Origin of the sequence: Streptomyces sp. SID8374 (genome assembly GCF_009865135.1) — a bacterium.
Classification (GTDB): Bacteria; Actinomycetota; Actinomycetes; order Streptomycetales; family Streptomycetaceae; genus Streptomyces.
On sequence record NZ_WWGH01000001.1, the window covers coordinates 1,452,903 to 1,477,376 of the forward strand.

Annotated in this window: 24 protein-coding genes and 1 pseudogene; 12 read left to right on the forward strand and 13 right to left on the reverse strand. The window is 72.8% G+C overall.

Annotated features, from left to right (window positions below):
- The first annotated feature begins 440 nt into the window (after positions 1 to 440).
- Entirely contained in the window at positions 441 to 662 is a 222-nt protein-coding gene (locus GTY67_RS06530) for an alkylphosphonate utilization protein (RefSeq protein ID WP_030079631.1), read from the forward strand.
- 118 nt (positions 663 to 780) lie between these two features.
- On the forward strand, positions 781 to 1,140 hold the full coding sequence (locus tag GTY67_RS06535) for a metalloregulator ArsR/SmtB family transcription factor (RefSeq protein ID WP_093686372.1): 360 nt from the start codon (positions 781 to 783) through the stop codon (positions 1,138 to 1,140).
- A gap of 144 nt (positions 1,141 to 1,284) precedes the next feature.
- Here GTY67_RS06535 and pepN read toward each other — a convergent pair whose 3' ends face one another.
- On the reverse strand, positions 1,285 to 3,810 hold the full coding sequence (gene pepN, locus GTY67_RS06540; protein WP_161278069.1) for an aminopeptidase N: 2,526 nt from the start codon (positions 3,808 to 3,810) through the stop codon (positions 1,285 to 1,287).
- A 234-nt stretch (positions 3,811 to 4,044) separates the two neighbouring features.
- On the opposite strand from pepN, the gene GTY67_RS06545 reads away from it, so the two are divergent.
- Positions 4,045 to 4,836, forward strand: a complete 792-nt coding sequence (locus tag GTY67_RS06545) for an aquaporin (protein WP_237502558.1) — start codon at positions 4,045 to 4,047, stop codon at positions 4,834 to 4,836.
- On the opposite strand, the gene GTY67_RS06550 is transcribed toward GTY67_RS06545, so the two are convergent.
- Together GTY67_RS06550 and GTY67_RS06555 are read right to left on the reverse strand one after the other, a co-directional pair.
- The gene (locus GTY67_RS06550) at positions 4,817 to 5,173 is read right to left on the reverse strand and encodes a chorismate mutase (protein WP_093686370.1); all 357 of its coding nucleotides are present in this window, start codon (positions 5,171 to 5,173) and stop codon (positions 4,817 to 4,819) included. The two genes, GTY67_RS06545 and GTY67_RS06550, sit on opposite strands and share 20 nt — an antisense overlap.
- A 25-nt stretch (positions 5,174 to 5,198) precedes the next feature.
- Entirely contained in the window at positions 5,199 to 6,077 is an 879-nt protein-coding gene (locus GTY67_RS06555; protein WP_161278070.1) for an AraC family transcriptional regulator, read from the reverse strand.
- Between the two features lie 161 nt (positions 6,078 to 6,238).
- Between GTY67_RS06555 and GTY67_RS06560 the strand changes: the two genes are divergently transcribed.
- Positions 6,239 to 8,038 (forward strand): beta-galactosidase family protein, encoded by a 1,800-nt coding sequence (locus tag GTY67_RS06560; protein WP_161278071.1) that lies wholly within the window; start codon positions 6,239 to 6,241, stop codon positions 8,036 to 8,038.
- A 108-nt stretch (positions 8,039 to 8,146) separates the two neighbouring features.
- Here GTY67_RS06560 and GTY67_RS06565 read toward each other — a convergent pair whose 3' ends face one another.
- From GTY67_RS06565 to GTY67_RS06575, 3 genes are all read right to left on the reverse strand, one after another.
- On the reverse strand, positions 8,147 to 8,926 hold the full coding sequence (locus tag GTY67_RS06565; RefSeq protein WP_093686367.1) for a serine protease: 780 nt from the start codon (positions 8,924 to 8,926) through the stop codon (positions 8,147 to 8,149).
- A 225-nt stretch (positions 8,927 to 9,151) separates the two neighbouring features.
- Positions 9,152 to 10,060 carry an NAD-dependent epimerase/dehydratase family protein gene (locus tag GTY67_RS06570; protein ID WP_161278072.1) on the reverse strand — a complete coding sequence of 303 codons (909 nt, stop codon included), beginning with the start codon at positions 10,058 to 10,060 and terminating at the stop codon, positions 9,152 to 9,154.
- A gap of 19 nt (positions 10,061 to 10,079) precedes the next feature.
- Positions 10,080 to 10,850 (reverse strand): SDR family oxidoreductase, encoded by a 771-nt coding sequence (locus GTY67_RS06575; RefSeq protein ID WP_161278073.1) that lies wholly within the window; start codon positions 10,848 to 10,850, stop codon positions 10,080 to 10,082.
- 140 nt (positions 10,851 to 10,990) lie between these two features.
- On the opposite strand from GTY67_RS06575, the gene GTY67_RS06580 reads away from it, so the two are divergent.
- The 3 genes from GTY67_RS06580 to GTY67_RS06590 all read left to right on the forward strand — a co-directional run bounded on the left by GTY67_RS06580 (position 10,991) and on the right by GTY67_RS06590 (position 13,329).
- On the forward strand, positions 10,991 to 11,500 hold the full coding sequence (locus GTY67_RS06580) for a MarR family winged helix-turn-helix transcriptional regulator (RefSeq protein ID WP_256062126.1): 510 nt from the start codon (positions 10,991 to 10,993) through the stop codon (positions 11,498 to 11,500).
- Positions 11,501 to 11,613: 113 nt separating this feature from the next.
- Positions 11,614 to 12,516: a hypothetical protein gene (locus GTY67_RS06585; protein ID WP_093686363.1), complete on the forward strand. Its 903-nt coding sequence runs from the start codon at positions 11,614 to 11,616 to the stop codon at positions 12,514 to 12,516.
- Positions 12,517 to 12,546: 30 nt separating this feature from the next.
- Complete coding sequence (locus tag GTY67_RS06590; protein WP_093686362.1) at positions 12,547 to 13,329, forward strand: ankyrin repeat domain-containing protein; 783 nt, start codon at positions 12,547 to 12,549, stop codon at positions 13,327 to 13,329.
- 10 nt (positions 13,330 to 13,339) lie between these two features.
- Here the strand turns inward: GTY67_RS06590 and GTY67_RS34790 are convergent, their stop codons facing one another.
- Both GTY67_RS34790 and GTY67_RS34795 read right to left on the reverse strand, forming a co-directional pair.
- A complete protein-coding gene (locus GTY67_RS34790) occupies positions 13,340 to 13,933 on the reverse strand; it encodes a GNAT family N-acetyltransferase (protein ID WP_237502716.1) in 594 nt (197 codons plus the stop codon).
- A gap of 366 nt (positions 13,934 to 14,299) precedes the next feature.
- Positions 14,300 to 14,602, reverse strand: a pseudogene (locus GTY67_RS34795) (VOC family protein); the annotation flags it as partial.
- Positions 14,603 to 14,748: 146 nt separating this feature from the next.
- On the opposite strand from GTY67_RS34795, the gene GTY67_RS06600 reads away from it, so the two are divergent.
- Positions 14,749 to 15,578 (forward strand): IS5 family transposase gene (locus GTY67_RS06600; RefSeq protein WP_246570322.1). Its coding sequence is split into 2 segments (ribosomal slippage): positions 14,749 to 15,088 and positions 15,088 to 15,578, totalling 831 coding nucleotides; the frame shifts between segments, so codons are not numbered across the junction.
- Between the two features lie 108 nt (positions 15,579 to 15,686).
- On the opposite strand, the gene GTY67_RS06605 is transcribed toward GTY67_RS06600, so the two are convergent.
- Positions 15,687 to 16,613, reverse strand: coding sequence for an SDR family oxidoreductase (locus GTY67_RS06605; protein WP_093686361.1), 927 nt, complete (start codon positions 16,611 to 16,613; stop codon positions 15,687 to 15,689).
- A gap of 96 nt (positions 16,614 to 16,709) precedes the next feature.
- Between GTY67_RS06605 and GTY67_RS06610 the strand changes: the two genes are divergently transcribed.
- The 4 genes from GTY67_RS06610 to GTY67_RS06625 are packed head-to-tail and all read left to right on the forward strand — an operon-like array spanning position 16,710 to position 20,201.
- A complete protein-coding gene (locus GTY67_RS06610) occupies positions 16,710 to 17,459 on the forward strand; it encodes an enoyl-CoA hydratase family protein (RefSeq protein WP_161278075.1) in 750 nt (249 codons plus the stop codon).
- A 29-nt stretch (positions 17,460 to 17,488) separates the two neighbouring features.
- The gene (locus GTY67_RS06615; RefSeq protein ID WP_161279971.1) at positions 17,489 to 18,349 is read left to right on the forward strand and encodes a CoA transferase subunit A; all 861 of its coding nucleotides are present in this window, start codon (positions 17,489 to 17,491) and stop codon (positions 18,347 to 18,349) included.
- A complete protein-coding gene (locus GTY67_RS06620) occupies positions 18,346 to 19,095 on the forward strand; it encodes a CoA-transferase (RefSeq protein WP_161278076.1) in 750 nt (249 codons plus the stop codon). The genes GTY67_RS06615 and GTY67_RS06620 overlap by 4 nt, the downstream gene beginning before the upstream one ends.
- A complete protein-coding gene (locus GTY67_RS06625) occupies positions 19,095 to 20,201 on the forward strand; it encodes a nitronate monooxygenase (RefSeq protein ID WP_161278077.1) in 1,107 nt (368 codons plus the stop codon). Before GTY67_RS06620 ends, GTY67_RS06625 begins: the two co-directional genes overlap by 1 nt.
- 216 nt (positions 20,202 to 20,417) lie before the next feature.
- On the opposite strand, the gene GTY67_RS06630 is transcribed toward GTY67_RS06625, so the two are convergent.
- The 4 genes from GTY67_RS06630 to GTY67_RS06645 all read right to left on the reverse strand — a co-directional run bounded on the left by GTY67_RS06630 (position 20,418) and on the right by GTY67_RS06645 (position 24,454).
- The gene (locus tag GTY67_RS06630; protein ID WP_093693432.1) at positions 20,418 to 22,010 is read right to left on the reverse strand and encodes a DEAD/DEAH box helicase; all 1,593 of its coding nucleotides are present in this window, start codon (positions 22,008 to 22,010) and stop codon (positions 20,418 to 20,420) included.
- Positions 22,011 to 22,197: 187 nt separating this feature from the next.
- Positions 22,198 to 22,401: a cold-shock protein gene (locus GTY67_RS06635; protein ID WP_015607926.1), complete on the reverse strand. Its 204-nt coding sequence runs from the start codon at positions 22,399 to 22,401 to the stop codon at positions 22,198 to 22,200.
- Positions 22,402 to 22,632: 231 nt separating this feature from the next.
- Positions 22,633 to 23,790: an acetyl-CoA C-acetyltransferase gene (locus GTY67_RS06640; protein WP_161278078.1), complete on the reverse strand. Its 1,158-nt coding sequence runs from the start codon at positions 23,788 to 23,790 to the stop codon at positions 22,633 to 22,635.
- Positions 23,791 to 23,842: 52 nt separating this feature from the next.
- The gene (locus GTY67_RS06645) at positions 23,843 to 24,454 is read right to left on the reverse strand and encodes a TetR/AcrR family transcriptional regulator (RefSeq protein ID WP_176727584.1); all 612 of its coding nucleotides are present in this window, start codon (positions 24,452 to 24,454) and stop codon (positions 23,843 to 23,845) included.
- Between the last annotated feature and the right edge of the window lie 20 nt (positions 24,455 to 24,474).

Sequence of the window (24,474 nt, forward strand, 5' to 3'; positions counted from 1 at the left end):
GCGGATCGCGCGGGAGACGACGGAACAGGTGCTGGCCGAGTGGGGGGTGGGCCCGCAGGAGCCGTGTACGGGGCCCGCGTTGCTGATCCTGAGCGAGCTGGTGGCCAACAGTGTGCGGCACGCGGCGGTGCTCTCGCCGAATGTGACGGTGATCTTCGCGGGCGGCCCGGACGCGTTCGCGTTCGGCGTCCATGACCGGCACCCGTACCGTCCCGCGCTCTACACCTCCGCCGTGGCCGGTGCCGGGCGCGGGCTGGCCACGGTGGTGGAGCTGACGTTGGAGCTGGGCGGCAGCGCGGTGGTGCGGGGCGACGCGGACGAGGGCGGCAAGAGCATCTGGGTCACGCTCCCCCTCCAGCGGACGGGCGCGCCCCGTGACCGGTGACTTCAGGATTCCCGCTGCAAGAGCTGCACGGGTGTGGGAAAGGCAGGAACGCACCATGAGCGACATCGTCGTGAAGGACAGCAACGGAACCGTGCTGGCGGACGGTGACTCCGTGACCACGGTCAAGGACCTGAAGGTGAAGGGGACCTCGGAGACGCTCAAGCGCGGCACGCTGGTGAAGAACATCCGGCTCACCGGCCGTGCGGGGGAGATCGAGTGCAACACGAAGAAGGTGAAGGGGCTCGTGCTGAAGACCGAGTTCCTGAAGAAGGCCTGACCCGTCCGGTCCCCCGGTTCATCCTCGCGGTGCGAAGGCGCGAGGATGAACCCATGGAGAAGAGATCTGGCGCACCGCGCCGCGACGGGTTGCCGGGGTACGGATCGGGGTTCCGTAGGTGAGTACGCCGCTGTACCGGCTGAAGGCCGAGTTCTTCAAGACGCTGGGGCATCCGGTGCGGATCCGGGTGCTCGAACTGCTCAGCGACCGTGAGCACGCGGTCTCGGAGATGCTGGCCGAGGTGGGGGTCGAGGCCGCCCATCTCTCCCAGCAGTTGGCGGTGTTGCGCCGGGCGGGCCTGGTGGTGGCGCGGCGGGAGGGGTCGGCCGTGTACTACACGCTGGCCGCCCCGGAGGTGGCGGAGCTGCTGCGGGTGGCCCGGACGATCCTGACCGAGGTGCTGACGGGTCAGGCGGAGCTGCTGGCGGATCTGCGGGCGACCGGTCCGGCGGCCGGTGAAGGGCCGGCGGGTAGGTGACGGCTGTCGGCGGACCTGGTGGGTGAGGGCCCGGCGGACACGTGACGGCTGCGGGCGGCGGCCCCGGTGGGTGAGAGGCCGGCGGATACATGACGGCTGCTGCCGTGCGCCCGCCGGCCCCCCACCCCCGTCCCGTCCGTCGGCTCAGTGCTCCGTCGTCCGTACGGCCAGGGCCCGGCGCAGATCGTCCAGCTGGTCGACCAGCTTGCGGCGCAGGGCCGGGATGAGAGCCGGGTCCTTGAGGGCGCGGGTGCCGGTGGCAAGGCTCTCGGTGTCGACGGCGTACGCGGGGAAGGCGTACCGTCCGGCGGCCTCCGCGATGGCCGGGCCCCGGCGGGCGGCGAGTGCGGTGGCGTCGGGGTAGAAGCGGTCGACGTACGCGCTGAGCAGCTCGTCCTGGCCGGGCTGCCAGAAGCCCTGGGCGGTGGCGGTGAACAGGTAGTTGGACAGGGTGTCGTCGCCGAACATGGCCTGCCAGGCGGCGGCCTTGGCCTCCGGGGTGGGCAGGGCGGCCCGGCAGCGGGCGGCGCCTTCGCGCCCGGCGGCGCTGGGGTCGGCGGCGAGTTCGGCGTCGATGGCCGCCTCGTCGGTGGCGCCGAGGACGGCGAGGCGGGTGAGGATGCGCCAGCGCAGCTCGGGGTCGAGTTCGGGTCCGCCGTGGACGGTGCCTTCGGTGAGCCAGCTCTGGAGGGTGTCGGGCTGGGTGGCGGCGTCGATGAAGTGGCGTACGGCGGTGAGGCGCAGGCCCGGGTGGGAGCCGTCCTCCGTGCGGCGGATCAGGTCGCGGCAGAGGCTGGAGAGGGTGGCGAGCGCGGCCGGCCGGGTCCCCGGGGTGGCGTAACGGTCGGCGATCTGGCTGCCCGCGAAGGCCAGGACGCCCTGGACGAGGGCGAGGTCGCTCTCGTACGGGAGGTGGGTGCGGGCGGCGGTGAGGTAGCGCGCGGGGTCCAGCTCGCCGTCGCGGACCATGTCGCGGGCCGCGTTCCAGATGACGGCCCGGGTCAGGGCGTCGGGGATCGCGGAGAGGTGGGTGAGGGCGGTGTCCCAGGAGGCGGCGTCGAGGCGGATCTTGGCGTAGGTGAGGTCGCCGTCGTTGAGGACGACGAGGGCGGGGCGGCGGCCGGTGCGGACGGTGGGGGTGCCGTCGCCGGGGATGTCGAGTTCGAAGCGGTCGCGGGGGGCGAGGTGGCCGGGGCCCGCCTGGGTGTTGAGGGCGTGGTCGAAGGTGGAGACGGTGATGCGGTGGGGGCGGCTGCCGTCGCGCTCCACGGCGAGCGCCCAGGACTGTCCGGCTCCGGTGGGCGCGGTGGGCTCGTGGACGTCGGCGGTGAGGGTGTCGACGCCGGAGGTGCGCAGCCACTGCTCGGCCCAGGCGTGGACGTCGCGGTCGGTGGCGGAGGCGAGGTTGTCGATGAAGTCGGCGAGGGTCGCGTTGGCGAACTTGTGCCGGGCGAAGTGGGTGTTGATCCCGGCGAGGAAGTCCTTCTCCCCGAGCCAGGCGACGAGTTGGCGGAGGGCGGAGGCGCCCTTGGCGTAGCTGATGCCGTCGAAGTTGAGGAGCGCGGAGGCGGTGTCGGGCACGGCCTCGGGGTCGGGGGCGACGGGGTGGGTGGAGGGGCGCTGGTCGGCGTCGTAGCCCCAGCCCTTGCGGGCGACCCCGAACTCGACCCAGGTGTCGGTGAACCTGGTGGCTTCGGTGAGGGTCTGGTAGCCCATGTACTCGGCGAAGGACTCGTTCAGCCAGATGTCGTCCCACCAGCTGAGGGTGACGAGGTCGCCGAACCACATGTGGGCCATCTCGTGGGAGACGACCATGGCGCGGGTCTGGCGCTCGGTGTCGGTGACGGCGGAGCGATAGATGAACTCGTCGCGGAAGGTGACGAGTCCGGGGTTCTCCATGGCGCCCGCGTTGAACTCGGGGACGAAGGCCTGGTCGTACGAGTCGAACGGGTAGGGCTCGTCGAACTTCTCGTGGTACCGGTCGAAGCAGGCCCGGGTGATGCCAAGGATCTCGTCCGCGTCGGCGTCCAGGTAGGGCGCGAGGGAGCGCCGGCAGTGGAGGCCGAAGGGCAGTCCGGCGTGCTCGGTGGTGATTGAGTGCCAGGGGCCCGCGGCGACGGCGACGAGGTAGGTGGAGATGAGGGGGGTGGGCGCGATGGTCCAGCGCCCGCCGCCGGTGTGTTCGGCGACGCCGTTGCCGAGGACGGTCCAGCCTTCGGGGGCGGTGACCTCGATGGCGAAGACGGACTTGAGGTCGGGCTGGTCGAAGGCGGCGAAGACGCGCTGGACGTCCTCCATGAAGAGCTGGGTGTAGAGGTACGTCTCGCCGTCGGCGGGGTCGGTGAAGCGGTGCATGCCCTCGCCGGTGCGCGAATAGCTCATCGCGGCGTCCACGTGGAGTTCGTGGACGCCGGGGGTGAGGCCGGTGAGGGGGTAGCGGTTCCCGTCGAGGAGGGCGGGGTCCAGGGGCTGTCCGTCCAGGGCGATGGAGCGCAGGGTGGCGGGCCTGACCTCGACGAAGGTGTCGCCGGCGGCGCGGGCGGTGAACCGGATGGCGGTCCGGGAGTCGAAGGTCTCCTCGCCGGTGGTGAGGTCGAGGGCGATCGTGTACCGCTCCACGTCGATGATCTGGGCTCGGGTCTGCGCTTCGTCGCGCGTCAGTACGGACATGGGGGCCATGCTGCCGTACGGCGCGGGGCGGGCGCAGGGGGGTTCTCGCTGGGCGTACGGGCGGGCCGGGGGCGGGGCGTATGCCCCCTGGGGCAGGCGGCGTAGAGGGCCCGGGGGGGGCAGGTCGCGCAGGGGGATACCCCAGGGGGCAGGTGACACAGGGGGATACCCCCGGGGGGATGTGGCCGCTTACCATCTCCTCGGCGCGGCACACCGAGTACCGAGGACGTCCTCATGACGCTCACGCCTGCGCGCGATACCGCCGCCCGCGTACCTGACCTGGTTCCTGCCCCCTCCCCCGGCCTGCTGCGCCGTACGGTCTGCGAGTTCGGGCTGACGGCGCTGCTGCTCCTGGCCGTCGTGAGCGGGGTGCGGTGGCTGTTCGCGCCGGACGGGTACGGAGGCGGCGGGGTGGCGTTCGCCCTGCTCGGGGCGGGGGTCGGCGTGCTGCTCGCCGTGCTGATGCTCTCCGCGCCGGGGCGGTGGTCGGGCGGGCAGCTGAATCCGGCCGTCACCGTCGCCCTGTGGCGGCTCGGGGTGTTCCCGGGGCGGGAGGTGGTGCCGTACGTCGTCGCGCAGTCGGCCGGCTCGGTGGCGGGGACGTGGCTGGCGGGGGCGGTGTGGGGGCCCGTGGTCTCCCGGCCGCCGGTCGGTCACGCGGTGGTGCGGCCCGGTCCGGGGTGGGGTGAGGGGGCCGTGGTGGCGGCCGAGGCGGTGGTGCTGGCCGGGTCGACGCTGCTGCTCGCCCGGCTCCTGGCGCGTCCGGTGGGCCGGAGACTCCTCCCGTACGCCGTCGGTCTGGTCACCGCCCTCGTGATCGCGGTGCTCGGTCCGCTGAGCGGCGGTTCGGCCAACCCGGCCCGGCAGTTCGGCCCGGCGCTGCTGTCGGGGGAGGTCGGGCGACTGTGGGTGTACGTGGCGGGGCCGGTGCTGGGGGCGGTGGCCGGGGCGGGGCTGTACGGGAGGAGGGCCGGGGCGCTCGGGGTCCGGCTCCCCCGGCCGCCGGTCAGCCCTCGGCGGCCGTAGCGCTCCCGTTCCCCGCCTCCTCCGCGATGCGCTCGTGGTGGCGGATGACCTCGGCGATGATGAAGTTCAGCAGCTTCTCGGCGAACGCCGGGTCCAGGTTGGCGCTCTGTGCGAGCTGCCGCAGCCGGGTGATCTGGCGGGTCTCGCGGGCCGGGTCGGCGGGCGGCAGCTGGTGGTCGGCCTTGAGGCGGCCGACCTGCTGGGTGGCCTTGAAGCGCTCGGCGAGCATGTGGACGACGGCGGCGTCGATGTTGTCGATGGACTCGCGCAGCCGGTTCAGCTCGGCCTGGACGGTCGCGTCGATCGGGGCGGTCGCGCCGGTTTCGCTCGTACTCATGGTCAGCGAGCTTAGACGCCCCTCCTCACGGCCCGATCATCGGCGGGTCGTCCGGGTCGGGCACCTGGTCGCTCCAGCCGCCGGGCACGCTTCGGCCCTGCTGTTCGCGGAAGCGGACGGGGGCGGTGCCGACGCGGCGGGCGAAGAGGCGGGAGAAGTAGGCGGGGTCGTCGTAGCCGACGCGGCGGGCGACGGCGGCGACCGGGAGGTCGGTGGCGGCGAGGAGTTCCTTGGCCCGGCCGAGGCGGATGGTGAGCAGGTAGTCCTTGGGGCTGCATCCGGCGCCGCGCCGTACGGCGGTGCGGAGTTCGGCGGGGGTCATGCCGTGCTTGGCGGCGTGTTCGGCGACGGTGAGCGGCTGGTAGGCGTCGCGGGCGAGGGCCTGGAGGACGGGGTCGCCGTCGGGGCCGAGGTCGGCGCGGGCGCGGCGCAGGGAGACGAGGAGTTCGTGGACGGCGGCCGCGGTCTCGACCTCCAGCAGGGGGTTGCCGCGGCGGGCGGCGCGCACGATGCGGCCGACGGCGGCGCGGGGGCCGGCGGTGTCGGAGAGCGGGACGAGGGGGCGGTCGGGTTCGATGCAGCCGAGCTCGGTGTAGGTGGAGGTGGCGGGGCCGGTGAAGTCGACGAAGCTCTCGTCCCAGCCGGTGCCGGGGTCGGCGCCGTAGTGGTGCGGGGTGCCGGGGGTGAGCCAGATCAGGGTGGGCCCGGTGACGGGGGTGCGGCGCCCGTCGGGGCCGGCGAACCAGCCGGTGCCGGAGTTGACGATCACGGCGACGTGGTGGTCGAGGGTGCGGGGGCCGACGGTGGGCAGTGCGCCGTGCTGGAGGCCGACGCCGAGGCAGACGAGGCCGAGGCGGTGGTGGAGCGGGCTGGGGGTGAAGAAGCGCATCCAGGTGTGGTACATCGCGGCCTTCCCCTCCCAGGGTCCGTGGAACCGTTGCGTCCGTTGCGTCCAATCAGCAGCGATCTTTGTCCATGGACCGGGCGTGCGCCAGGGGTGAAAGTGGTCGGACCAATCCGCCCGGGGGCCGCCGGGCGGGCCGAGCACAGGAGCGTACGCACACGATGTCCGACTTCACCGTGGGGGACGACCACTTCCGGATCGACGGGAAGCCCGTACGGCTGCTGTCGGGCGCCCTGCACTACTTCCGGGTGCACGAGGAGCAGTGGGGCCACCGGCTGGCGATGCTGGCGGCCATGGGGCTGAACTGCGTCGAGACGTACGTCCCGTGGAATCTGCACGAGGAGCGCGAGGGCACCTACCGGGATGTGGGGGCGCTCGGCCGGTTCCTGGACGCGGTGGAGGAGGCCGGGCTGTGGGCGATCGTGCGCCCGGGTCCGTACATCTGTGCCGAGTGGGAGAACGGCGGGCTGCCCGTGTGGGTGACGGGCCGGTTCGGGCGGCGGGTGCGGACGCGGGACGCGGGGTACCGGGCGGTGGTGGAGCGGTGGTTCCGGGAGCTGCTGCCGCAGGTGGTGGAGCGCCAGGTGGACCGGGGTGGTCCGGTGATCCTCGTGCAGGCGGAGAACGAGTACGGGAGTTACGGCAGCGACGCGGTGTATCTGGAGTGGCTGGCGGGGCTGTTGCGGGAGTGCGGGGTGAGCGTTCCGCTGTTCACGTCGGACGGTCCTGAGGACCACATGCTGACGGGCGGTTCCGTGCCCGGCCTGCTGGCGACGGCGAACTTCGGCTCGGGGGCGCGGGGGGCCTTCGAGGTGCTGCGCCGCCATCAGCCCAAGGGGCCGCTGATGTGCATGGAGTTCTGGTGCGGCTGGTTCGACCACTGGGGGGCCGAACCCGTCGTACGGGACGCGGAGCAGGCGGCCGAGGCGCTGCGGGAGATCCTGGAGTGCGGGGCGTCGGTGAACGTCTACATGGCGCACGGCGGCACGAACTTCGCGGGGTGGGCGGGGGCGAACCGGGGCGGTCCGGTGCAGGACGGGGAGTTCCAGCCGACGGTGACGTCGTACGACTACGACGCGCCGGTCGACGAGTACGGGCGGGCCACGGAGAAGTTCCACCTGTTCCGGAAGGTGCTTGCGGAGTACGCGGAGGGCCCGTTGCCCGCGCTGCCGCCGGAGCCGAAGGGGCTGGCCGGGCCGGTGCGGGTGGAACTGGACGGGTGGGCCGGACTCGGTGACGTACTGGAGACACTCGGTGATCCGGAGGGCCCGGAGTCCGGGGTCGCGCCGACCTTCGAGGAGCTGGGGGTCGGCCGGGGGCTGGTGCGCTACCGGGTGGCGGTGCCGGGGCCGCGCATCCCGTACCCGCTGACCGCCGCCGGGCTGCGGGACCGGGCGGTCGTGTACGTGGACGGGGTGCGGGCGGGCGTGCTGACCGAGGAGAGCGCCACGCTGCCGGAGCCGGTGGCGGGTCCGGCGGAGGTGGAGCTGTGGGTGGAGTCGCTGGGCCGGGTCAACTACGGGCCGCGCCTGGGTGAGCCGAAGGGGATCACGGGCGGGGTGCTGCACGAGCGGCAGTATCTGCACGGTGTACGGGCCCGGGGGCTGCGGCTGGACGCCTTCGAGGAGGCGGGAGCGGTGGCGGGGGTGCCGTTCGGGCCGGTGCCTCCGGGTGCGCTCGCGGACCGGACGGGGCTGTTCCGGGGGGCGTTCACCGTCGAGGCGACGGAGGGTGTCGATCACGCGGGGCTGCGACTGCCGGGCTGGACGCGGGGCTTCGTCTGGGTGAACGGCTTCTGCCTGGGCCGGTACTGGTCGGCGGGCCCGCAGGAGACGCTGTACGTGCCGGGGCCGGTGCTCCGCAAGGGCGTCAACGAGGTGTGGGTGCTGGAGCTGGAGGGTGCGGGCGAGGCGTGGGTGGAGCTGGGTCCGGGGGTGCCCGTACGGTCGGGAGCCTCGTAGTTGGGTCCCCGGGGGCGCCCGTCCGTACCGGCACCCCCGAGCCCGGTCCGGGAGCGCCCGTACGGTCGGGCGCTCCCGGGGTGGTTCAGCCGTGATCAGTCAGCGGCGTCAGAGTGTGGCGGCCGCCGAGGCGATGGCGGAGGCGAAGGTCGAGACCTCGGTGTAGACGCCGGGGTAGCCGGGCCGGGCGCAGCCGTAACCCCAGCTGACGATGCCGACCTGGACCCACTCGTTGGCGTTGTCCTTGCGGAACATCGGGCCGCCGGAGTCACCCTGGCAGGTGTCGATGCCGCCGGTGTCGGGGTAGCCGGCGCAGATCTCCTCGTTGGCGATCAGCTCGTTGCCGTAGGCGGCGCGGCAGGCGGCGTCGGAGACGAACGGGACGTTGGCCTTGAGCAGGTAGCGCTGCTGGCTGCCGCCCTCGCGGTTGGCGCCCCAGCCGGCGACGGTGAAGGTGCCCTGGTTGTAGGCGGTGGTGGTGGCGATCTTGAGGGTGGGCTGGTTGATGGGCTGGGCGAGCTTGATGAGCGCCCAGTCCTTGCCCGCGCCGTTGTAGCCGGGGGCGCGCAGGACCTTGGTGGAGCGGACCGTGACGGCGTTGGGCGACTGGAGGTCGACGACGCCGCCGGTGGCGGTGATGGAGGTGTTGTTGCCCGAGCCGTTCACGCAGTGGGCGGCGGTGAGGACGATGTCCTTGGCGTAGAGGGCGCCGCCGCAGCCCATGGAGAGCCGGACCATGAAGGGGAACTCGCCCTGGGCGGCGCGGGTTCCGCCGACGACGGGGTTGGGGGCGGCCGAGGCGGTGACGGGCTGGAGGCCGACGACGGCGATCGCGACGGTCGCGACGACGACGGAACATCTCTTCAGCGCACGCAGGAGCTGCTTCACGGACTGCCTTCTTTCGTGGGGGGTTGCGGTGGGAACCACGACGGGACGACGACACGGCGTGCTGGTCATGAACCCGTCAAGGCCATCCGATTATCGGGATGTGGTCACCGCTGCCACAAGGCGCACTTTTCGGCCAAGTCCGCGGGTGGGCAGGTGAGGTACGGAAAGCGCCGCCGCGACCGGTCGGGGCCGGGCGGCGTTCCCTCTGCCTCACCTGCTCAGGGCTCACGCTCCGGGCGTGGCGAGCGCGCGCAGCCGCGGCTCGCCGATCATGGTGAGCATGTCGGTGTGCTCAGGACGCCAGCCCAGTTCCTGCCGGGAGGCGACGGCGCGGATGCGGCTGGACGCGGCCATGACGAGGGCGCCGAACTCGCCCCACACCCCGGCGGCTTCCCCGGGAGTGAGGCTGCGCGTCCTCACCCCGAGGTCGGCGGCGACGCGTTCCGCGATCCAGCGGTTGGGGATCTCGCCGGCCACCGCGTGGTAGAGCCCGCCGGCGCGTCCGCCGGCCAGGGCGAGGGTGAACAGGCGCGTCACATCGTCGATGTGGACGTGGCCGTAGGTGTTGAGCCCCGGCCCGACATAGACGGCCGCCCCGGTCGTGGCGACGGACCGGTGGACCATCGGCACGTGGCCGTGGTCGCCGGGGCCCCAGATCAGACCGGGGCGGACGACCATCGACCGCACACCCTCCCCTGCGGCGGCCAGGACGGTGTCCTCGGCCGCCTTGCGGTACGCGGCCAGCGGCTCGGGGGTGAAGGGGTCGTGTTCGGCGAAGACGCCGGGGCTCCAGGCGCCCTCGGTGCGCTGCATCAGCACCCCGCTGCCGGACAGGAAGACGAACGTCCTGCCCGTACCGGCGAGCGCGCGGACCAGCTCCTCGGCGGTGGCGCTCTCCTGCTCCGGGGCGGGCCGGGCGGCGTAGACGACCGCGTCCGCGCGCAGGGCCGCCGCGACGGCGGCGGGGCGGCGCACGTCCAGGTCGGCGGCGACCGGAGTGATACCCCGGGCCCGGAGGGCGGTGGCCGCCGCACCGGTGCGGGCCAGGCCGGTGACGGTGTGGCCTTCGGCCGCGAGGTGGCGGACGAGGTGGCCGCCGACGAAACCGGTGGCGCCGATGACGAAGATCTCCATGGCGTGGCTCCCCTGGCGCTCAGGCCGGCAGGGTGCTGCGCTCGCCGCCGTCGGCGTACAGGACAGCGCCGTTGACGTACGAGCTGGCCGGACCGGCCAGGAAGGAGACGATCTCGGCGATCTCGGCGGGGTCTCCGGCGCGGCCGCGGGCGTTGGTGGCGTCCAGGGCGCCGACGTGCTCGCCGAGCATCGTCCGGGTGCCCTCGGTGTGCACGGGGCCCGGGGAGACGGTGTTGACGCGTACGCCGGCGGGGCCGAACTCGGTGGCCCAGTAGCGGGTGAGGATCTCCGCGCCGGCCTTCGAGGCGCCGTAGGCGGCACCGATGGGGGCGGGCAGGCGGGCCGCGCTGGAGCCGACCAGCACGATCGCACCGTGCCCGCGCCCGGCCATGCCCGGGGCCAGGGCGCCGACCAGGAGGAACGGGGCGCGGGTGTTGACCGCGATGTGCCGGTCGAAGCTTGCCGCGTCGGTCGCCGCGGTCGGGGCGAACTCGTACAGGCCCGCGTTGCTCACCAGGATGTCCACGGCGCCCGCCTCGGCGGCCAGGCGAAGCGTGTCCTCGGCGTCGGCGAGGTCGGCGGCGATGAAGCGGGCGGTGCCGCCCTCGGCCGCGATCTCCTTGACGAGGGCCTCGCCCCGGCCCTGGTTCCGTCCGTGCAGCACGACCTCGGCGCCCTGGCGGGCGAGGTTCTGTGCGACGGCCTTGCCGATCCCGGAGGTCGCCCCGGTCACGAGAGCGGTACGGCCCCGCAGAGCGGTGCTGGTGGTGGTGCTGATGGTGCTGGCCATCGTCGTCTTCCCTGCTGTGGGTGCCGATCCCGCGCCGGGCGGAATCGCGTCCGTGGCGGGCTTGCCCAATTCACTATGCCCCCCAGATGTTCTGCTCGCAAGAACATCTTGCCGTAAGCGCATGGTGGTAGCCTGCGCGGGTGAGCGCATCCATGTCCGAGAAGAAGCCGAGCGGCGGGAGCGCTGATCCGGCTCTCGACACCGACCTGGGCTGGGCGATCCGTATGGTCTCCGCCGCGTTCCGCCGCGTCGCCACCGAATCCGTCGCCGATCTGCCCGGCGGAGCCCGCGGCTACCTCGTCCTGGTCGCCCTCGCCGGCGGCGAGCCCCCGACCCAGCTGGCCCTGGCCCGAGAGGTCAGCCTCGACCGGACCGTGATGACCTACCTGCTGGACGACCTCGAAGCCCACGAGCTGGTCACCCGCCGTCCCGACCCGCGCGACCGCCGCGCACGCCAGGTCCTGATCACCGACACCGGCCGCACCCGCCTCGACCAGGTGCGGCGCAGCCTCGCCGCCGCCGAGGACCGCCTGCTCACCGACCTCGACGCCCAGGACTCGGCGCAGCTGCGCACCCTGCTCTCCCGCGTCGCGCAGACCGCCCAGCGCGAAGCCGTCACCCCCGACGAAGCCGACGCGGCGAACTGCTGACAGCCCCACCCGCCCGGCCGGGCACCGCTCTTGCGGCGCCCGGCCTACAGTGGAGACCGGCCCAAGGCGGGGGTCCTCGGCCGGAGCGGACCGGAGCTGATGGGGGTACGGGCGTGAGCAACGGCAGTCCGGGCGCACCGGTCGTCCACGGCTTTCCGCATCTGGACACGGTCCGGTCCGCGATCACCGCGCTGTACCGGCGGCTCTCCCCGGACGGCGTCCACACCTACGGCACCAGCCTGGTCCCCGCCGACGCCGCCTTCTCCGACGCGGACGACCTCCACCTCGGCGCCCAGCGGGTGGCCCGGGCGCTGGTCCAGCACCTCCATCTGCCCGACGCCCGCATGATCGTCGGCTTCCGCACGATGGAGCACGCGGCGAGCGTGGAACTGACCGCGGGCCCCGAATACTTCATCGAACTGAACGACCGGTTCCGCACCCACCGCAGGGACATCGGCGCGGCGCTCGCCCACGAGATCACCCATGTCCTGTTGCACCGGCTGGACCTGGAGTTCCCCGGCACCCGGGACAACGAGATCCTCACCGACACGGTGACCGCCTATCTCGGCGCGGGCTGGCTGCTGCTGGACGCGTTCCGGGAGGACGCCCTGTCCCGGCAGAAGCTGGGCTATCTGACGCCGGAGGAGTTCGGCTACGTCCTGGCCAAGCGGGCGCTGGTCTTCGACGAGGACCCCTCCCCCTGGTTCACCAGCCCGCAGGCGTACACGGCGTACACCAAGGGGCGGGCGCAGGCGCTGCACGATCTGCGCCGGCCTCCGCTGACGGCGGCCGGGTGGGCGGGCCGGCGACGGTACGCCAAGGACCGGCGGTACGCCCAGGACCACCCCGGAACGGGCGCGGACCCGAGTGTTCCGTACGCCTTCGAGTCCGGCCGCGAGGGGCTGCGGGTCTCCTTCCCCTGCCCCACCTGCCACCAGCGCATCCGGCTCCCCGTCCGGGGCCGGACCGTCGCGCGGTGCGGGCTGTGTCGTACGCGACTGGAGTGCGACACCTGAGTGTCATTCCGGCCACCGTAGGGTCGAAGCATGACGAACGAGCCGATCAGGGACGAACCAAGCCTGTTCGATGCGCTGTACGAGGATGAGAACGCTGTCGTACGGGCGCTGCGCGCGGGTGCGCAGGCCGAGGCGAGTGACGAGGAGGGCACGACGGCGCTCTATCTGGCAGCGGTCCAGGACCTGCCGGAAGCGGTACGGCTGCTGCTCGCGGCGGGCGCCGATCCCAACCGGGCCAGCGGCCCCGAGGCGGGCGACCTGCCGCTGTGCGGGGCCGCGTGCGGCGGGCACACCGAGGTGGTGAAGGCGCTGCTGGCCGCCGGGGCGCAGCCGGATCTGCGCGAGGAGTTCGGGTTCACGGCGCTGCGCTGGGCGGTGGGTCTCGGCCACGCCCCGACGGTGGAGGTGCTGCTCGCCGGGGGCGCGGACCCGTTGCTGCCCGGCCCGCAGGGCGAACCGATGCTGGTCCTGGCGGCGCAGCGCGGCTCGCTGCGGACGGTGCGGGCGCTGCTGGAGCACGGGGCGGGAGCGCCGGGGCAGGAGGCGGTGGCCGGGGTGGCGCTGGCCGAGGCGCGGCGGCTGGCCGGTCTCGACCAGGAGCAGGAGCTGCTGCGGCAGTTGGAGGAGACGTACGGCCCCGGCCTCGACGCGGTGGTCCGGCGGGACCTGGTCGACGGCGAGGAGACGGTGACCGTGGAGCTGCTGCGGGACGGGGAGCCGATGGCGGGGGTGGACCGGCACACGGGACACGCGGAGATCGCGGCGCTGCTCCGGGAGGCTGCGGCGGGCACGCCTTCCGTTCCGCAGGGGTGAGGACGCACTCCTACGCCCGGCGCTTCTCCCATACCGCCCGGGTGAGTTCGTACTCCACCTCCCCGTGTTCCGAGCCCTCGATGGCGTCCGGCCACTCCTCGGTGTAGGCGCGGAGGAAGGTCAGCCCCGCCTTCTCCATCACCCGCCGGGAGCCCGCGTTGACGGCCATGGTGTTGGCGGTGACGCGCTCGGCCCCGAGGTCGGTGAACCCCTTGTCCACGAGGGCCCGCGCGCCCTCGGTGGCGTAACCACGGCCCCAGGAGGCCCTGTTGAGCCGGTAGCCGAGTTCGACGACGGTGCGGTCGTGGTCGTCGACGGGCCGGAGTTCGAACCAGCCGAGGAAGGTGCCGGTGGCCCTCTCCTCGGCGGCCCAGAACCCGCGTGTCCCGGTGCACGGGTGGTCGTGGAGGAGCCTCGGCAGGGTCCGCTCCCGGATGGCCTCGGCGGTGGTGGGGCGGCCGCCGTTGAGGTACCGCATGACCTCGGGATCGCTGTCGAGGACGAGCAGGCCGGGGGCCTCGGCCTCCGTGAACGGGCGCAGGACGAGCCGGTCGGTCTCCAGGAAGGCCGGGGCTGCCTCCGGCGTCCGGACGCGGAAGGCCAGGCCCTCCGGACTCCGCAGCCGCTTCAGGCCTTCGGCGGTGGTCACGAACTCCCCGCCGTGGTCACGGGCCCGGGCGGCGACACCGTCCGGATCGCCCACGGCGAGGACCAGCTCCCACTGCGGCGCGGTGGCGGTGGACGCTTCGAGGAACGCGGCCCGGGCGGGCGGAGCGCCGGTCACCGCGGCGTAGAAGTGCCGGGCGCGCTCGGGGTCTTCGCAGGCCAGGACCGCGTGATGGGGTACGGCCCCGGCCCCGTCCGGGGGCGACACCGGCCACCCCGCGAACCCGGACGGCCGCCAGAGGGAGACGGCGGCGCCCACCGGGTCGATCAGGGTGGCGATCCGCCCCTGGTCGCCCGCGTCGAAGGGCGGTACGAGGACCTGAGCCCCGTGCGCCGCCGCCACGGCCGTACGGTGGTCCACGTCGTCGACCGCCAGGTAGTAGGCGATATGGGCGGGCGTGCCCGGCGGGTAGACGGGCCGGGCGAGGTCGCTCACGCCGCCGATGCGGTGGTCCCCGGTGGAGAAGCTGACGGCCTTGCGCCAGTCGTTCTCGTCCACGGCGAAGTCCCAGCCCAGCACCGAGGAGAAGAAGGCGGCGGTGCCGGAGGGGTCACGTGTCTTGAGGTCCATCCAGCAGAACTCGTTCAGGGGGCCGTGCCGCGTCATCGTGCGCTCCTCGGGTGTCCTGCTGGATACGGCCTCGGGTGTCCTGTGCTGGATACCGGGCGCCCGGGCGTCTCCGCAAGCGGGTTTCCCCGCAGCGCTTAGGCAGTGTCTTCAAATGATCATCGCTGGTGGATCATGGTGTCGTGATACGTCGCCATGAACTGTCCGATGCTGAGTGGGAGTTCGTCCGGCCGTTGCTGCCCGTGTCGTTGCGGGGGCGGAAGCGGCTGGACGACCGCAGGGTCCTGAACGGGATCGTGTGGAAGTTCCGGACCGGGACGGCCTGGCGGGACGTGCCCGAGCGCTATGGTCCGTGGGCCACGCTGCATACCCGTTTCCGCAGGTGGGCGGCGGACGGAACGTTCGACCGAATGCTGCGGGCCGCCCAGGCGAAAGCGGACGCGGCGGGCGACATCGAGTGGCTGGTGTCGGTCGATTCCACGATCGTCCGGGCCCACCAGCATGGGGCGGGGGCTCGAAAAGGGGGCTCCGCGACCCGGCCCTCGGGCGGTCCAGGGGCGGCCTGACCAGCAAGATTCATCTTGCCTGTGACGGCAGAGGCCGTCCGCTCGGCTTCGTCGTCACGGGCGGCAACACCAACGACTGCACCCGGTTCACCGCCGTGATGGAAGCGATCCGGGTGCCCCGGATCGGACCGGGGCGACCCCGCACCCGGCCCGATCACGTCCTGGGCGACAAGGGCTACAGCTCGAAAGCGATCCGCGCCTGGCTTCGCCGCCGCGGCATCCCTCACACGATTCCCGAGCGTGCCGACCAGGTCGGCAACCGGGCCAGGCGGGGCAGTCGCGGTGGCCGCCCGCCGGCCTTCGACCGCGAGGCCTACAAGCACCGCAACGTCGTGGAACGGTGCTTCAACCGCCTGAAGCAGTGGCGCGGCATCGCCACCCGCTACGACAAAACCGCCCAGTCCTACGAAGCGGCCGTCACGCTCGCGTCACTCCTGATGTGGGCGTGACATTTGACGACAGGACCTAGTCCGCGCGTCGTACGGGACCGGCGTACGGGACTTGGCGTACGGGACTGGCGTACGGGACCTCCGTACAGGACCGCCGTACGGAACCGCCTACGACGCCCCGTACACCCGCTGCGGGACCTCCGCGTCCGCCAGCAGCCGGCGGACCGCCTTCCCCGCCTCGGCCGGGGACCTGCGGGCGCCCCGGTCGTCGGTGGGGCCGGGGCGCCAGCCCTCCATGACGGTGATGCGGCCCGCCTCGGCCTCGAAGACGCGGCCGGTCACCCCGTCGCTCGAAGCGGAACCGAGCCAGACGACGAGGGGCGAGACGTTCTCGGGGGCCATCGCGTCGAACTTCCCCTCCCCCGGGGCCGCCATCGTCGCGGCGAAGGTCTGCTCGGTCATCCGGGTCCGGGCGGCCGGGGCGAGGGCGTTGACCTGGACTCCGTACCGGCCCAGTTCGGCGGCCGCGACCAGGGTGAGGGCGACGATCCCGGCTTTGGCGGCCGCGTAGTTGCCCTGGCCGACGCTGCCGAGGAGGCCGGCGCCGGAGCTGGTGTTGATCACCCGGGCGACGGGCGGGCGGCCCGCCTTGGCCTCGGACCGCCAGTGCGCGGCGGCGTGTTTCAGGGGCAGGAAGTGGCCCTTGAGGTGGACGCGCATCACGGCGTCCCAGTCGTCCTCGTCCAGGTTGACGAGCATCCGGTCGCGCAGGAAGCCCGCGTTGTTGACCAGGGTGTCGAGGCGGCCGAAGGCGTCCAGGGCGGTGGTGACCAGGGAGGCGGCGCCCTCGGTGGTGGCGATGTCACCGTCGTGGACGACCGCTTCCCCGCCCCCGGCCACGATCTCCTCGACGACCCGGCGGGCGGGCCCGGCCGAGCTGCCGTCGCCGCCGGGCCCGACGCCCAGGTCGTTGACCACAACCGCCGCCCCTTCGGCGGCGAAGGCGAGCGCGTGGGCCCGGCCGAGGCCGCGTCCGGCGCCGGTGACGGCGACGACCCGGCCGGCGCAGAGCCGTCCGGTGGTGGGTGGCGTCATCTCATCTCCCGTACGAGTCGGCCTGGTTGGCGGGCGGAGGTGCGACTGCTACCGTCCACCTAACAAATGTTTGGTGGAAAGGTAGCTGATCCTCCGATGACTGTCTCCACCGCATCTCCCGCCGACGGCATCCGCGTCGTCACCGTCGACCGGCCACCGGTCAACGCGCTTCCTGTGCAGGGCTGGTACGACCTGGCCGACGCCGTCCGGGCGGCGGGCCGCGACCCGGAGGTGCGGTGCGTCGTCCTGGCCGCCGCCGGGCGGGGCTTCAACGCCGGTGTCGACATCAAGGAGTTGCAGCGCGACCCGGGGAACGCGGCCCTGATCGGCGTCAACCGGGGCTGCGCGGAGGCGTTCGAGGCCGTGTACGCGTGCGAGGTCCCGGTGGTCGCGGCGGTGCAGGGGTTCTGCCTCGGCGGCGGCATCGGCCTCGTCGGGAACGCCGACGCGATCGTGGCGAGCGAGGACGCCGTCTTCGGCCTGCCGGAGCTGGACCGGGGCGCGCTCGGGGCGGCGACGCATCTGTCCCGGCTGGTCCCGCAGCATCTGATGCGGACGCTGTACTACACCTCGCGCACGGTGACAGCGGCCGAGCTACTGACCCACGGTTCGGTCTGGCGGGTCGTGCCGCCGGACGAACTGCTGCACAGCGCAGTGGAGTTGGCGACGGAGATCGCGAGCAAGGACGGCCACCTGCTGCGGCTGGCCAAGGCCGCGCTCAACGGCATCGACCCCGTCGACGTACGGCGCAGCTACCGCTTCGAGCAGGGCTTCACCTTCGAGGCGAGCCTGGCGGGGACCGCCGACCGGGTCCGCTCCACCTTCGGCAAGGAGGCTGAAACGTGAGTACGGTGTCCGCCGCGCGCGACAAGACGATGACGCCCGAGGAGGTCGTCGCCCGGCTGCACAGCGGCATGACGATCGGCATCGGCGGCTGGGGGTCGCGTCGCAAACCCATGGCTCTGGTAAGGGCGTTGCTACGCTCGCCCGTCACCGATCTGACGGTGGTCTCCTACGGCGGCCCGGACATCGGACTGCTCGCCGCCGCCGGCCGGATCGCCCGCCTGGTGACGGCGTTCGTGACCCTCGACTCCATCCCGCTGGAGCCGCACTACCGGGCGGCCCGGCAGCGCGGGGCGTTCGCGCTGACGGAGATCGACGAGGCGATGTTCATGTGGGGGCTGCACGCCGCAGCCAACCGGCTGCCGTTCCTGCCGGTGCGGGCGGGGCTCGGCTCGGACGTGATGCGGGTCAACCCCGAGCTGCGCACGGTGACTTCACCGTACGAGGACGGCGAGGAGTTCGTCGCGGCGCCGGCCCTGCGCATGGACGCGGCGCTGGTCCACCTGAACCGGGCGGACCGGCTGGGCAACGGCCAATACCTGGGCCCCGACCCGTACTTCGACGATCTGTTCTGCGAGGCGGCGGACGAGGCGTACGTCTCCTGCGAACGCCTGGTGGAGACGGCGGAGCTGACGGGTGAGTCCGGCGCGGCACCCCAAACCCTCCTCGTCCAGCGGCACTCCGTAACGGGAGTCGTCGAGACCCCGGGCGGTGCGCACTTCACCTCGTGCGTCCCCGACCACCCGCGCGACGAGCCGTTCCAGAAGGCGTACGCGGCCGCTGCGGCGGATCCTGCGGCCTGGGCCGAGTTCAGCGCGCGCTTCCTGCCTCCGGACGGCGACGAGAAGGGCTACCAGCAGGCGGTCCGCACCTGGCACGAGGAGCAGGAGTGAAGCCGCCCGGCGCTGTTGCCGCGACCCGTGCCGAATACTGTGTGATCGCCTGCGCGGAGGCCTGGCGCGGCGACGGCGAGGTACTGGCCAGCCCGATGGGGGCGGTTCCCTCCGTAGGCGCGCGGCTGGCCCGGCTGACCTTCGCCCCCGAGCTGCTCCTCACGGACGGCGAGGCGACGATCGCCGGCCCGGACGGCGAGGCGGAGGGCTGGCTCCCCTACCGCAGGCACCTCACCCTGGTCACCGGCGGCCGGCGGCACGTGATGATGGGCGCGAGCCAGATCGACCGGTTCGGCAACCAGAACATTTCCTGCATCGGCGACTGGGAACAGCCCTCCCGCCAGCTCCTGGGAGTGCGCGGAGCACCGGTCAACACCCTGAACAACCCGGTGAGTTACTGGATTCCCCGGCACTCGCCCCGGGTCTTCGTCGAACGGGTCGACATGGTCTGCGGGGTCGGTCACGACCGGGCCGAGGCGGCGGGCCCCTCGGCGACGCGCTTCCACCGCATCCCCCGGGTCGTCAGCGATCTCGGGGTCTTCGACTTCGCGACCCCGGACCGTTCGATGCGGCTGGCCTCGCTCCACCCGGGCGTCACGGTGGACCAGGTGCGCGAGGCGACGGGCTTCGCCCTGACCGTCCCCGCCGACGTCCCGTACACGCGCGCCCCCTCCCCCGCCGAACTCGCCCTGATCCGCGAGGTCATCGACCCGTCGGGCACCCGTGACCGCGAGGTGCGGCCCTGATGCGTACGGCGCTCACGGACCTTGTCGGGGTCCGGCACCCGATCGTGCAGACGGGGATGGGATGGGTCTCCGGCCCCCGCCTGGTCATCGCGACCGCGCGGGCCGGGGCGCTCGGCATCCTGGCCTCGGCGACGATGACGCCGGGCCAACTGCGGTCCGCCGTACGGGAGGTGAGGTCGCGGACGGACGCCCCGTTCGGGGTGAACCTGCGGGCGGACGCCGGGGATGCGCGGGAGCGGGTGCGGATCATCGTCGAGGAGGGGGTACGGGTGGCGTCGTTCGCGCTCGCCCCGTCGAAGGAGCTCATCGCGGAGCTGAAGGACGCGGGCGTGGTGGTCGTCCCGTCGGTGGGGGCCCGGCGCCATGCGGAGAAGGTCGCGGCGTGGGGCGCGGACGCGGTGATCGTGCAGGGCGGCGAGGGCGGCGGTCACACGGGGGACGTGGCGACGACGGTGCTGCTGCCCCAGGTGGTGGACGCGGTGGACATCCCGGTGATCGCGGCGGGCGGCTTCCACGACGGGCGGGGGCTGGTGGCGGCGCTGGCGTACGGGGCGGCGGGCGTCGCGATGGGGACCAGGTTCCTGCTGACCTCGGACTCGACGGTGCCGGACGCGGTGAAGGCGCGGTATCTGGCGGCCGGGGTCAGGGACATCACCCTGACGAGGGCCGTGGACGGGCTCCCGCACCGGATGCTCCGTACGGAGATGGTGGCGGAGCTGGAGGGGGCGGGGCGGCTGCGTTCGCTGTACCGCGCACTGCGGCGGGCGTCCGGCTTCCGCCGGGTCTCCGGCCTGAGCTGGCCCGCGATGGTGCGGGACGGGCTGGCGCTGCGGCACGGCAAGGAGCTGACCTGGAGCCAGGTGCTGCTGGCGGCGAACACGCCGATGCTGCTGAGGGCGGCGATGGTGGAGGGCCGCGCGGATGTCGGCATCATGGCGTCGGGCCAGGTGGCGGCCCTGATCGAGGATTTGCCGAGCGTGGGGGAGCTGGTGGCCCGGATCATGGCGGAGGCGGAGCGGACCCTGGCGGCGCTGGGCACCGAACCCAGCCGACCCGCCGCCGAATCCGGCCCGCCCGACGCCATCTCCAGCCCGTCCGGCGCTTGAGGACAGGCCCAACGCATCCAGCCCGTCCGGCGTTTGAGGACAACCCCGGTCCGGGGCTTTCGGGGCTCTGCCCCGGACCCCGGTCCTCAATCGCCGGACGGCTGAAGGTGGTCCGGCCCTCCATCGCCCGACGGCTGAAGGTGGTCCGGCCCTCCATCACCGGACGGCCGGATGTACGCCCGGCTCAAATCGCCGGACGGGCTGGAATTGGCCGCCCTACGCGGCCCGGCGCCGCCGCGCAGGAGCGGCAGAACGCGCAGCCGCGCCACCCGAGCGGCCCGCACCACCAGACGCGCCACCGGCACCCGCACCGGACCCGGCCCCACGCCGGCCCCGCCCCCGGCTCCCGGAGCGCACCGCGCCCCCGCCGGAGCCGGCCGAACCCGAACCGCCCGACCGCGTCCGCTGCTTCGGCGGAGTCGGCTGCGGGACCTCGACCACGATCGCGACGCCCGACGGCTCACGTGCCCCCGTGATCCGGGACAGCTCCTCGTCGCTGGAGGTGACCCGCGTGGTGCGCGGCGCGATGCCCGCGTCCTGCATCAGCCGGGTCATCTCCCGCTTCTCCTCGGGCAGCACCAGCGTGACGACGCTGCCGGACTCACCGGCGCGGGCCGTACGGCCGCCCCGGTGGAGGTAGTCCTTGTGGTCGGTGGGCGGGTCCACGTTGACGACCAGGTCGAGGTCGTCGACGTGGATGCCACGGGCCGCCACGTTCGTCGCGACGAGCGCGGTGACCTGGCCGTTCTTGAACTGGTCCAGGGTCCGGTTCCGCTGCGGCTGGGAGCGCCCGCCGTGCAGGGCGGCCGCCCGTACACCGCTGGCGAGCAGCCGCTTGGCGAAGCGGTCGGCGGCGCGCTTGGTGTCCACGAACATGATCACGCGGCCCTCACGGGCGGCGATCTTCGTGGCGACGGCCTTCTTGTCCGTCTCGTCCAGGACGTGGAGCACGTGGTGCTCCATCGTGGTGACCGCACCGGCGGACGGGTCGACGGAGTGGACGACCGGGTCGGTGAGGAACATCTTGACGAGGCGGTCGATGTTCTTGTCCAGGGTCGCGGAGAACAGCATCCGCTGCCCGTCCGCCTCGACCTGCTTGAGCAGGGCGACGACCTGCGGCATGAAGCCCATGTCGGCCATCTGGTCGGCCTCGTCGAGGACGGTGATGGCGACCTCGTCCAGCCGGCAGTCGCCGCGCTCGATGAGGTCCTTGAGCCGGCCCGGGGTGGCGACGAGCACCTCGGCGCCGCGCCGCAGGGTGGCGGACTGCTTGGTGATGGACATGCCGCCGACGACGGTGGCCATCCGCAGGTTCACGGCGGTGGCGTACGGGGTCAGCGCGTCGGTGACCTGCTGGGCCAGCTCACGGGTGGGGACGAGGACCATGGCCAGCGGGGCGCGCGGCTCGCTGCGGCGCCCGGCGGTGCGGGCGAGCAGGGCCAGGCCGAAGGCGAGGGTCTTGCCGGAGCCGGTGCGGCCACGGCCGAGGATGTCCCGGCCGGCCAGCGAGTTCGGCAGGGTCGCGCCCTGGATCGGGAACGGCTCGGTGACGCCCTGCGCGGCAAGGGTCTTCAGCAGCGCGGCGGGCATGTCGAGGTCCGCGAAGGCCTCGACGGCCGGCAGTGCGGGGGTCACCATCTCCGGCAGGGCGAACTCGCCCTGCGGCGGGGTGGCCCGGCGGCGGGCCGGAGCCTTGCCACGGGCGCCGCCGCCCCGGTTGCCCGAGGGGGCCTGCGCGGTCGCACCCTGGCCGCGGCCACGGGCCGGGCGGGAGCGGGGGGTGCGGTCCTGGCGTTCGAAGCGAGTCATACGGAATTGCCCTCCTGGGGGATTCCTGGGCAACTACGGATTCGGATCACTGCCGATGTGCTTGTCCTACCGCTTGTTGTGCGCCCCCAGGATGCGCGCACAAAACGGGTTGTCGCTCGAACAGCACAAACCGGGGCCCGCACCTTCACGGTGCGGGCCCCGGTCAGAGAGGTACGCGTCGCGGCAATTAGGCCGGGACGATGTTCTCCGCCTGCGGGCCCTTCTGGCCCTGCGTGACGTCGAAGGAGACCTTCTGGCCCTCCTGGAGCTCACGGAAGCCCTGGGTGGCGATGTTGGAGTAGTGGGCGAAGACGTCGGCGCCGCCGCCGTCCTGCTCGATGAAGCCGAAGCCCTTTTCCGAGTTGAACCACTTCACGGTTCCAGTAGCCATGTCATTCTCCTAAATAGGTGCAGTGCCGAGAATCCGCACTTTACGGATTCCAAGTCGCCGCATTGAGCCCCACCCGGAGAAAGCCGGAAAACAATAAAGCGCCTGAGGAAGCATTCCCGTCAGGCGCACATAAAGTTCATGGGTACCAAAACTGCAACGGGAACACCGTAGCACGTCCTCCCTCCGCGTGGTGGATCACGCCACGCGGACCTCGAAGACGCCGGAGGCTGGTCAGAGGCGTTCGACGATGGTGACGTTGGCCTGTCCGCCGCCCTCGCACATGGTCTGGAGCCCGTAGCGGCCCCCGGTGCGTTCCAGTTCGTGCAGGAGCGTGGTCATCAGCTTGGCGCCGGTCGCGCCGAGAGGATGGCCCAGGGCGATCGCCCCGCCGTTGACGTTGACGCGTTCCGGGTCCGCGCCGGTCTCCTTCAGCCAGGCGAGGACGACCGGGGCGAAGGCCTCGTTGATCTCGACGAGGTCGATGGCGTCGATGGTGAGGCCGGTCTTCTTGAGGGCGTACGCCGTGGCGGGGATCGGCGCGGAGAGCATGCGGATCGGGTCCTCGCCCCGTACGGAGAGGTGGTGGATCCGGGCGCGCGGGGTGAGGCCGTGTTCGGCCACGGCCCGCTCGGAGGCGATGAGCAGGGCGGCGGCCCCGTCGGAGACCTGCGAGGAGCAGGCGGCGGTGATCGTGCCACCGGGCAGGACGGGGCTCAGTACGGCCATCTTCTCCAGAGTCGTGTCGCGGCGCGGCCCCTCGTCCGTGGTGACGTCCCCGTACGCGACGGTCTCGCGGGCGAAGCGCCCCTCGTCGATGGCGCGGACGGCGCGGCGGTGGGAGGTGAGGGCGAACTCCTCCATGTCCCGGCGGCTGATGTCCCACTTCTCCGCGATGAGCTGGGCGCCGTAAAACTGGTTGACGGGCGCGTCGCCGTACCGGGCGCGCCAGCCCTCGCTGCCCGCGTACGGGCCCTCCGTGAGGCCGAGCGGTTCGGCGGCCTGGCGGGAGGCGAAGGCGATGGGGATCTGGGTCATGTTCTGCGTGCCGCCCGCCACGACGAGGTCCTGGGTGCCGGAGAGGACGCCCTGGGCCGCGAAGTGGACGGCCTGCTGCGAGGAGCCGCACTGCCGGTCGATGGTGACGCCCGGCACCTCCTCGGGCAGCCCGGCGGCCAGCCATGACGTACGGGCGATGTCCCCGGCCTGCGGCCCGACGGTGTCCAGGCAGCCGAAGACGACGTCCTCCACGGCCGCCGGGTCGACGCCCGCGCGGGCGATCAGCTCCCGCAGCACATGGGCGCCGAGATCGGCGGGGTGGACGGCCCCGAGGCCGCCCCTGCGCCGTCCGACGGGTGTCCGTACCGCTTCGACGATGTAGGCCTCGGCCATGGCTGCTGCTCCTCGGTCATCGAGAGGTGGCTAGGGGGCCGTCCGACACTCCCTAGGTGCGCAGGGCAATTCCGTCCAGCACCATCGACAGGTACTGGCGGGCGATCTCTTCGGGGCTGTGGTGTCCGCCGGGCCGGTACCAGGAGGCCGCGACCCAGACGGTGTCGCGGACGAAGCGGTAGGTCAGGCGGATGTCCAGGTCGTCGCGGAAGGTGCCTGCGGCGACGCCGCGTTCCAGGGTGGAGAGCCAGACCTTCTCGAACTTCGCCTGCGAGTCGGTGAGGTAGGCGAAGCGCGGCTGGGTGGCGAGGTGCTTGGACTCCTTCTGGTAGATCGCGACGGCGGGGCGGTGCCGGTCGATCTCCCGGAAGGACTCGGTGACCAGTGCCTCGATGGTCTCGCGCGGGCCGAGCCCGGCCGCCAGGACGGCGTCATACCCCTGCCAGAGCTCGTCGAGGAAGGTGGAGAGGATCTCGTCGATCATCGATTCCTTGGAATCGAAGTGGTAGTAGAGGCTGCCGGCGAGCATCCCCGCCTCGTCCGCGATGCGGCGGACGGTGGTGGCGTTGTATCCCTGGGCGGCGAAGACCTCGGCGGCGGTGGCGAGGAGTTCGCGGCGCCGTTCGGGGGTGGGGGTCACCTGGGGCTTCTTCTTGGTAGGCACCGGTCCATTGTCCGCCCGCC

Excerpts from the sequence above, each read along its gene's own strand:
- GTY67_RS06575 (WP_161278073.1), bottom strand. The coding sequence starts at position 10,850 with ATGGCCAGCACCATCAGCACCACCACCAGCACCGCTCTGCGGGGCCGT.
- GTY67_RS06530 (WP_030079631.1), top strand. The coding sequence starts at position 441 with ATGAGCGACATCGTCGTGAAGGACAGCAACGGAACCGTGCTGGCGGAC.
- GTY67_RS06590 (WP_093686362.1), top strand. The coding sequence starts at position 12,547 with ATGACGAACGAGCCGATCAGGGACGAACCAAGCCTGTTCGATGCGCTG.
- GTY67_RS06560 (WP_161278071.1), top strand. The coding sequence starts at position 6,239 with ATGTCCGACTTCACCGTGGGGGACGACCACTTCCGGATCGACGGGAAG.
- GTY67_RS06635 (WP_015607926.1), bottom strand. The coding sequence starts at position 22,401 with ATGGCTACTGGAACCGTGAAGTGGTTCAACTCGGAAAAGGGCTTCGGC.
- GTY67_RS06640 (WP_161278078.1), bottom strand. The coding sequence starts at position 23,790 with ATGGCCGAGGCCTACATCGTCGAAGCGGTACGGACACCCGTCGGACGG.
- GTY67_RS06610 (WP_161278075.1), top strand. The coding sequence starts at position 16,710 with ATGACTGTCTCCACCGCATCTCCCGCCGACGGCATCCGCGTCGTCACC.
- GTY67_RS06555 (WP_161278070.1), bottom strand. The coding sequence starts at position 6,077 with ATGTACCACACCTGGATGCGCTTCTTCACCCCCAGCCCGCTCCACCAC.
- GTY67_RS06605 (WP_093686361.1), bottom strand. The coding sequence starts at position 16,613 with ATGACGCCACCCACCACCGGACGGCTCTGCGCCGGCCGGGTCGTCGCC.
- GTY67_RS06630 (WP_093693432.1), bottom strand. The coding sequence starts at position 22,010 with ATGACTCGCTTCGAACGCCAGGACCGCACCCCCCGCTCCCGCCCGGCC.
- GTY67_RS06545 (WP_237502558.1), top strand. The coding sequence starts at position 4,045 with ATGACGCTCACGCCTGCGCGCGATACCGCCGCCCGCGTACCTGACCTG.
- GTY67_RS06570 (WP_161278072.1), bottom strand. The coding sequence starts at position 10,060 with ATGGAGATCTTCGTCATCGGCGCCACCGGTTTCGTCGGCGGCCACCTC.
- pepN (WP_161278069.1), bottom strand. The coding sequence starts at position 3,810 with ATGTCCGTACTGACGCGCGACGAAGCGCAGACCCGAGCCCAGATCATC.
- GTY67_RS06625 (WP_161278077.1), top strand. The coding sequence starts at position 19,095 with ATGCGTACGGCGCTCACGGACCTTGTCGGGGTCCGGCACCCGATCGTG.
- GTY67_RS06550 (WP_093686370.1), bottom strand. The coding sequence starts at position 5,173 with ATGAGTACGAGCGAAACCGGCGCGACCGCCCCGATCGACGCGACCGTC.
- GTY67_RS06615 (WP_161279971.1), top strand. The coding sequence starts at position 17,489 with ATGACGCCCGAGGAGGTCGTCGCCCGGCTGCACAGCGGCATGACGATC.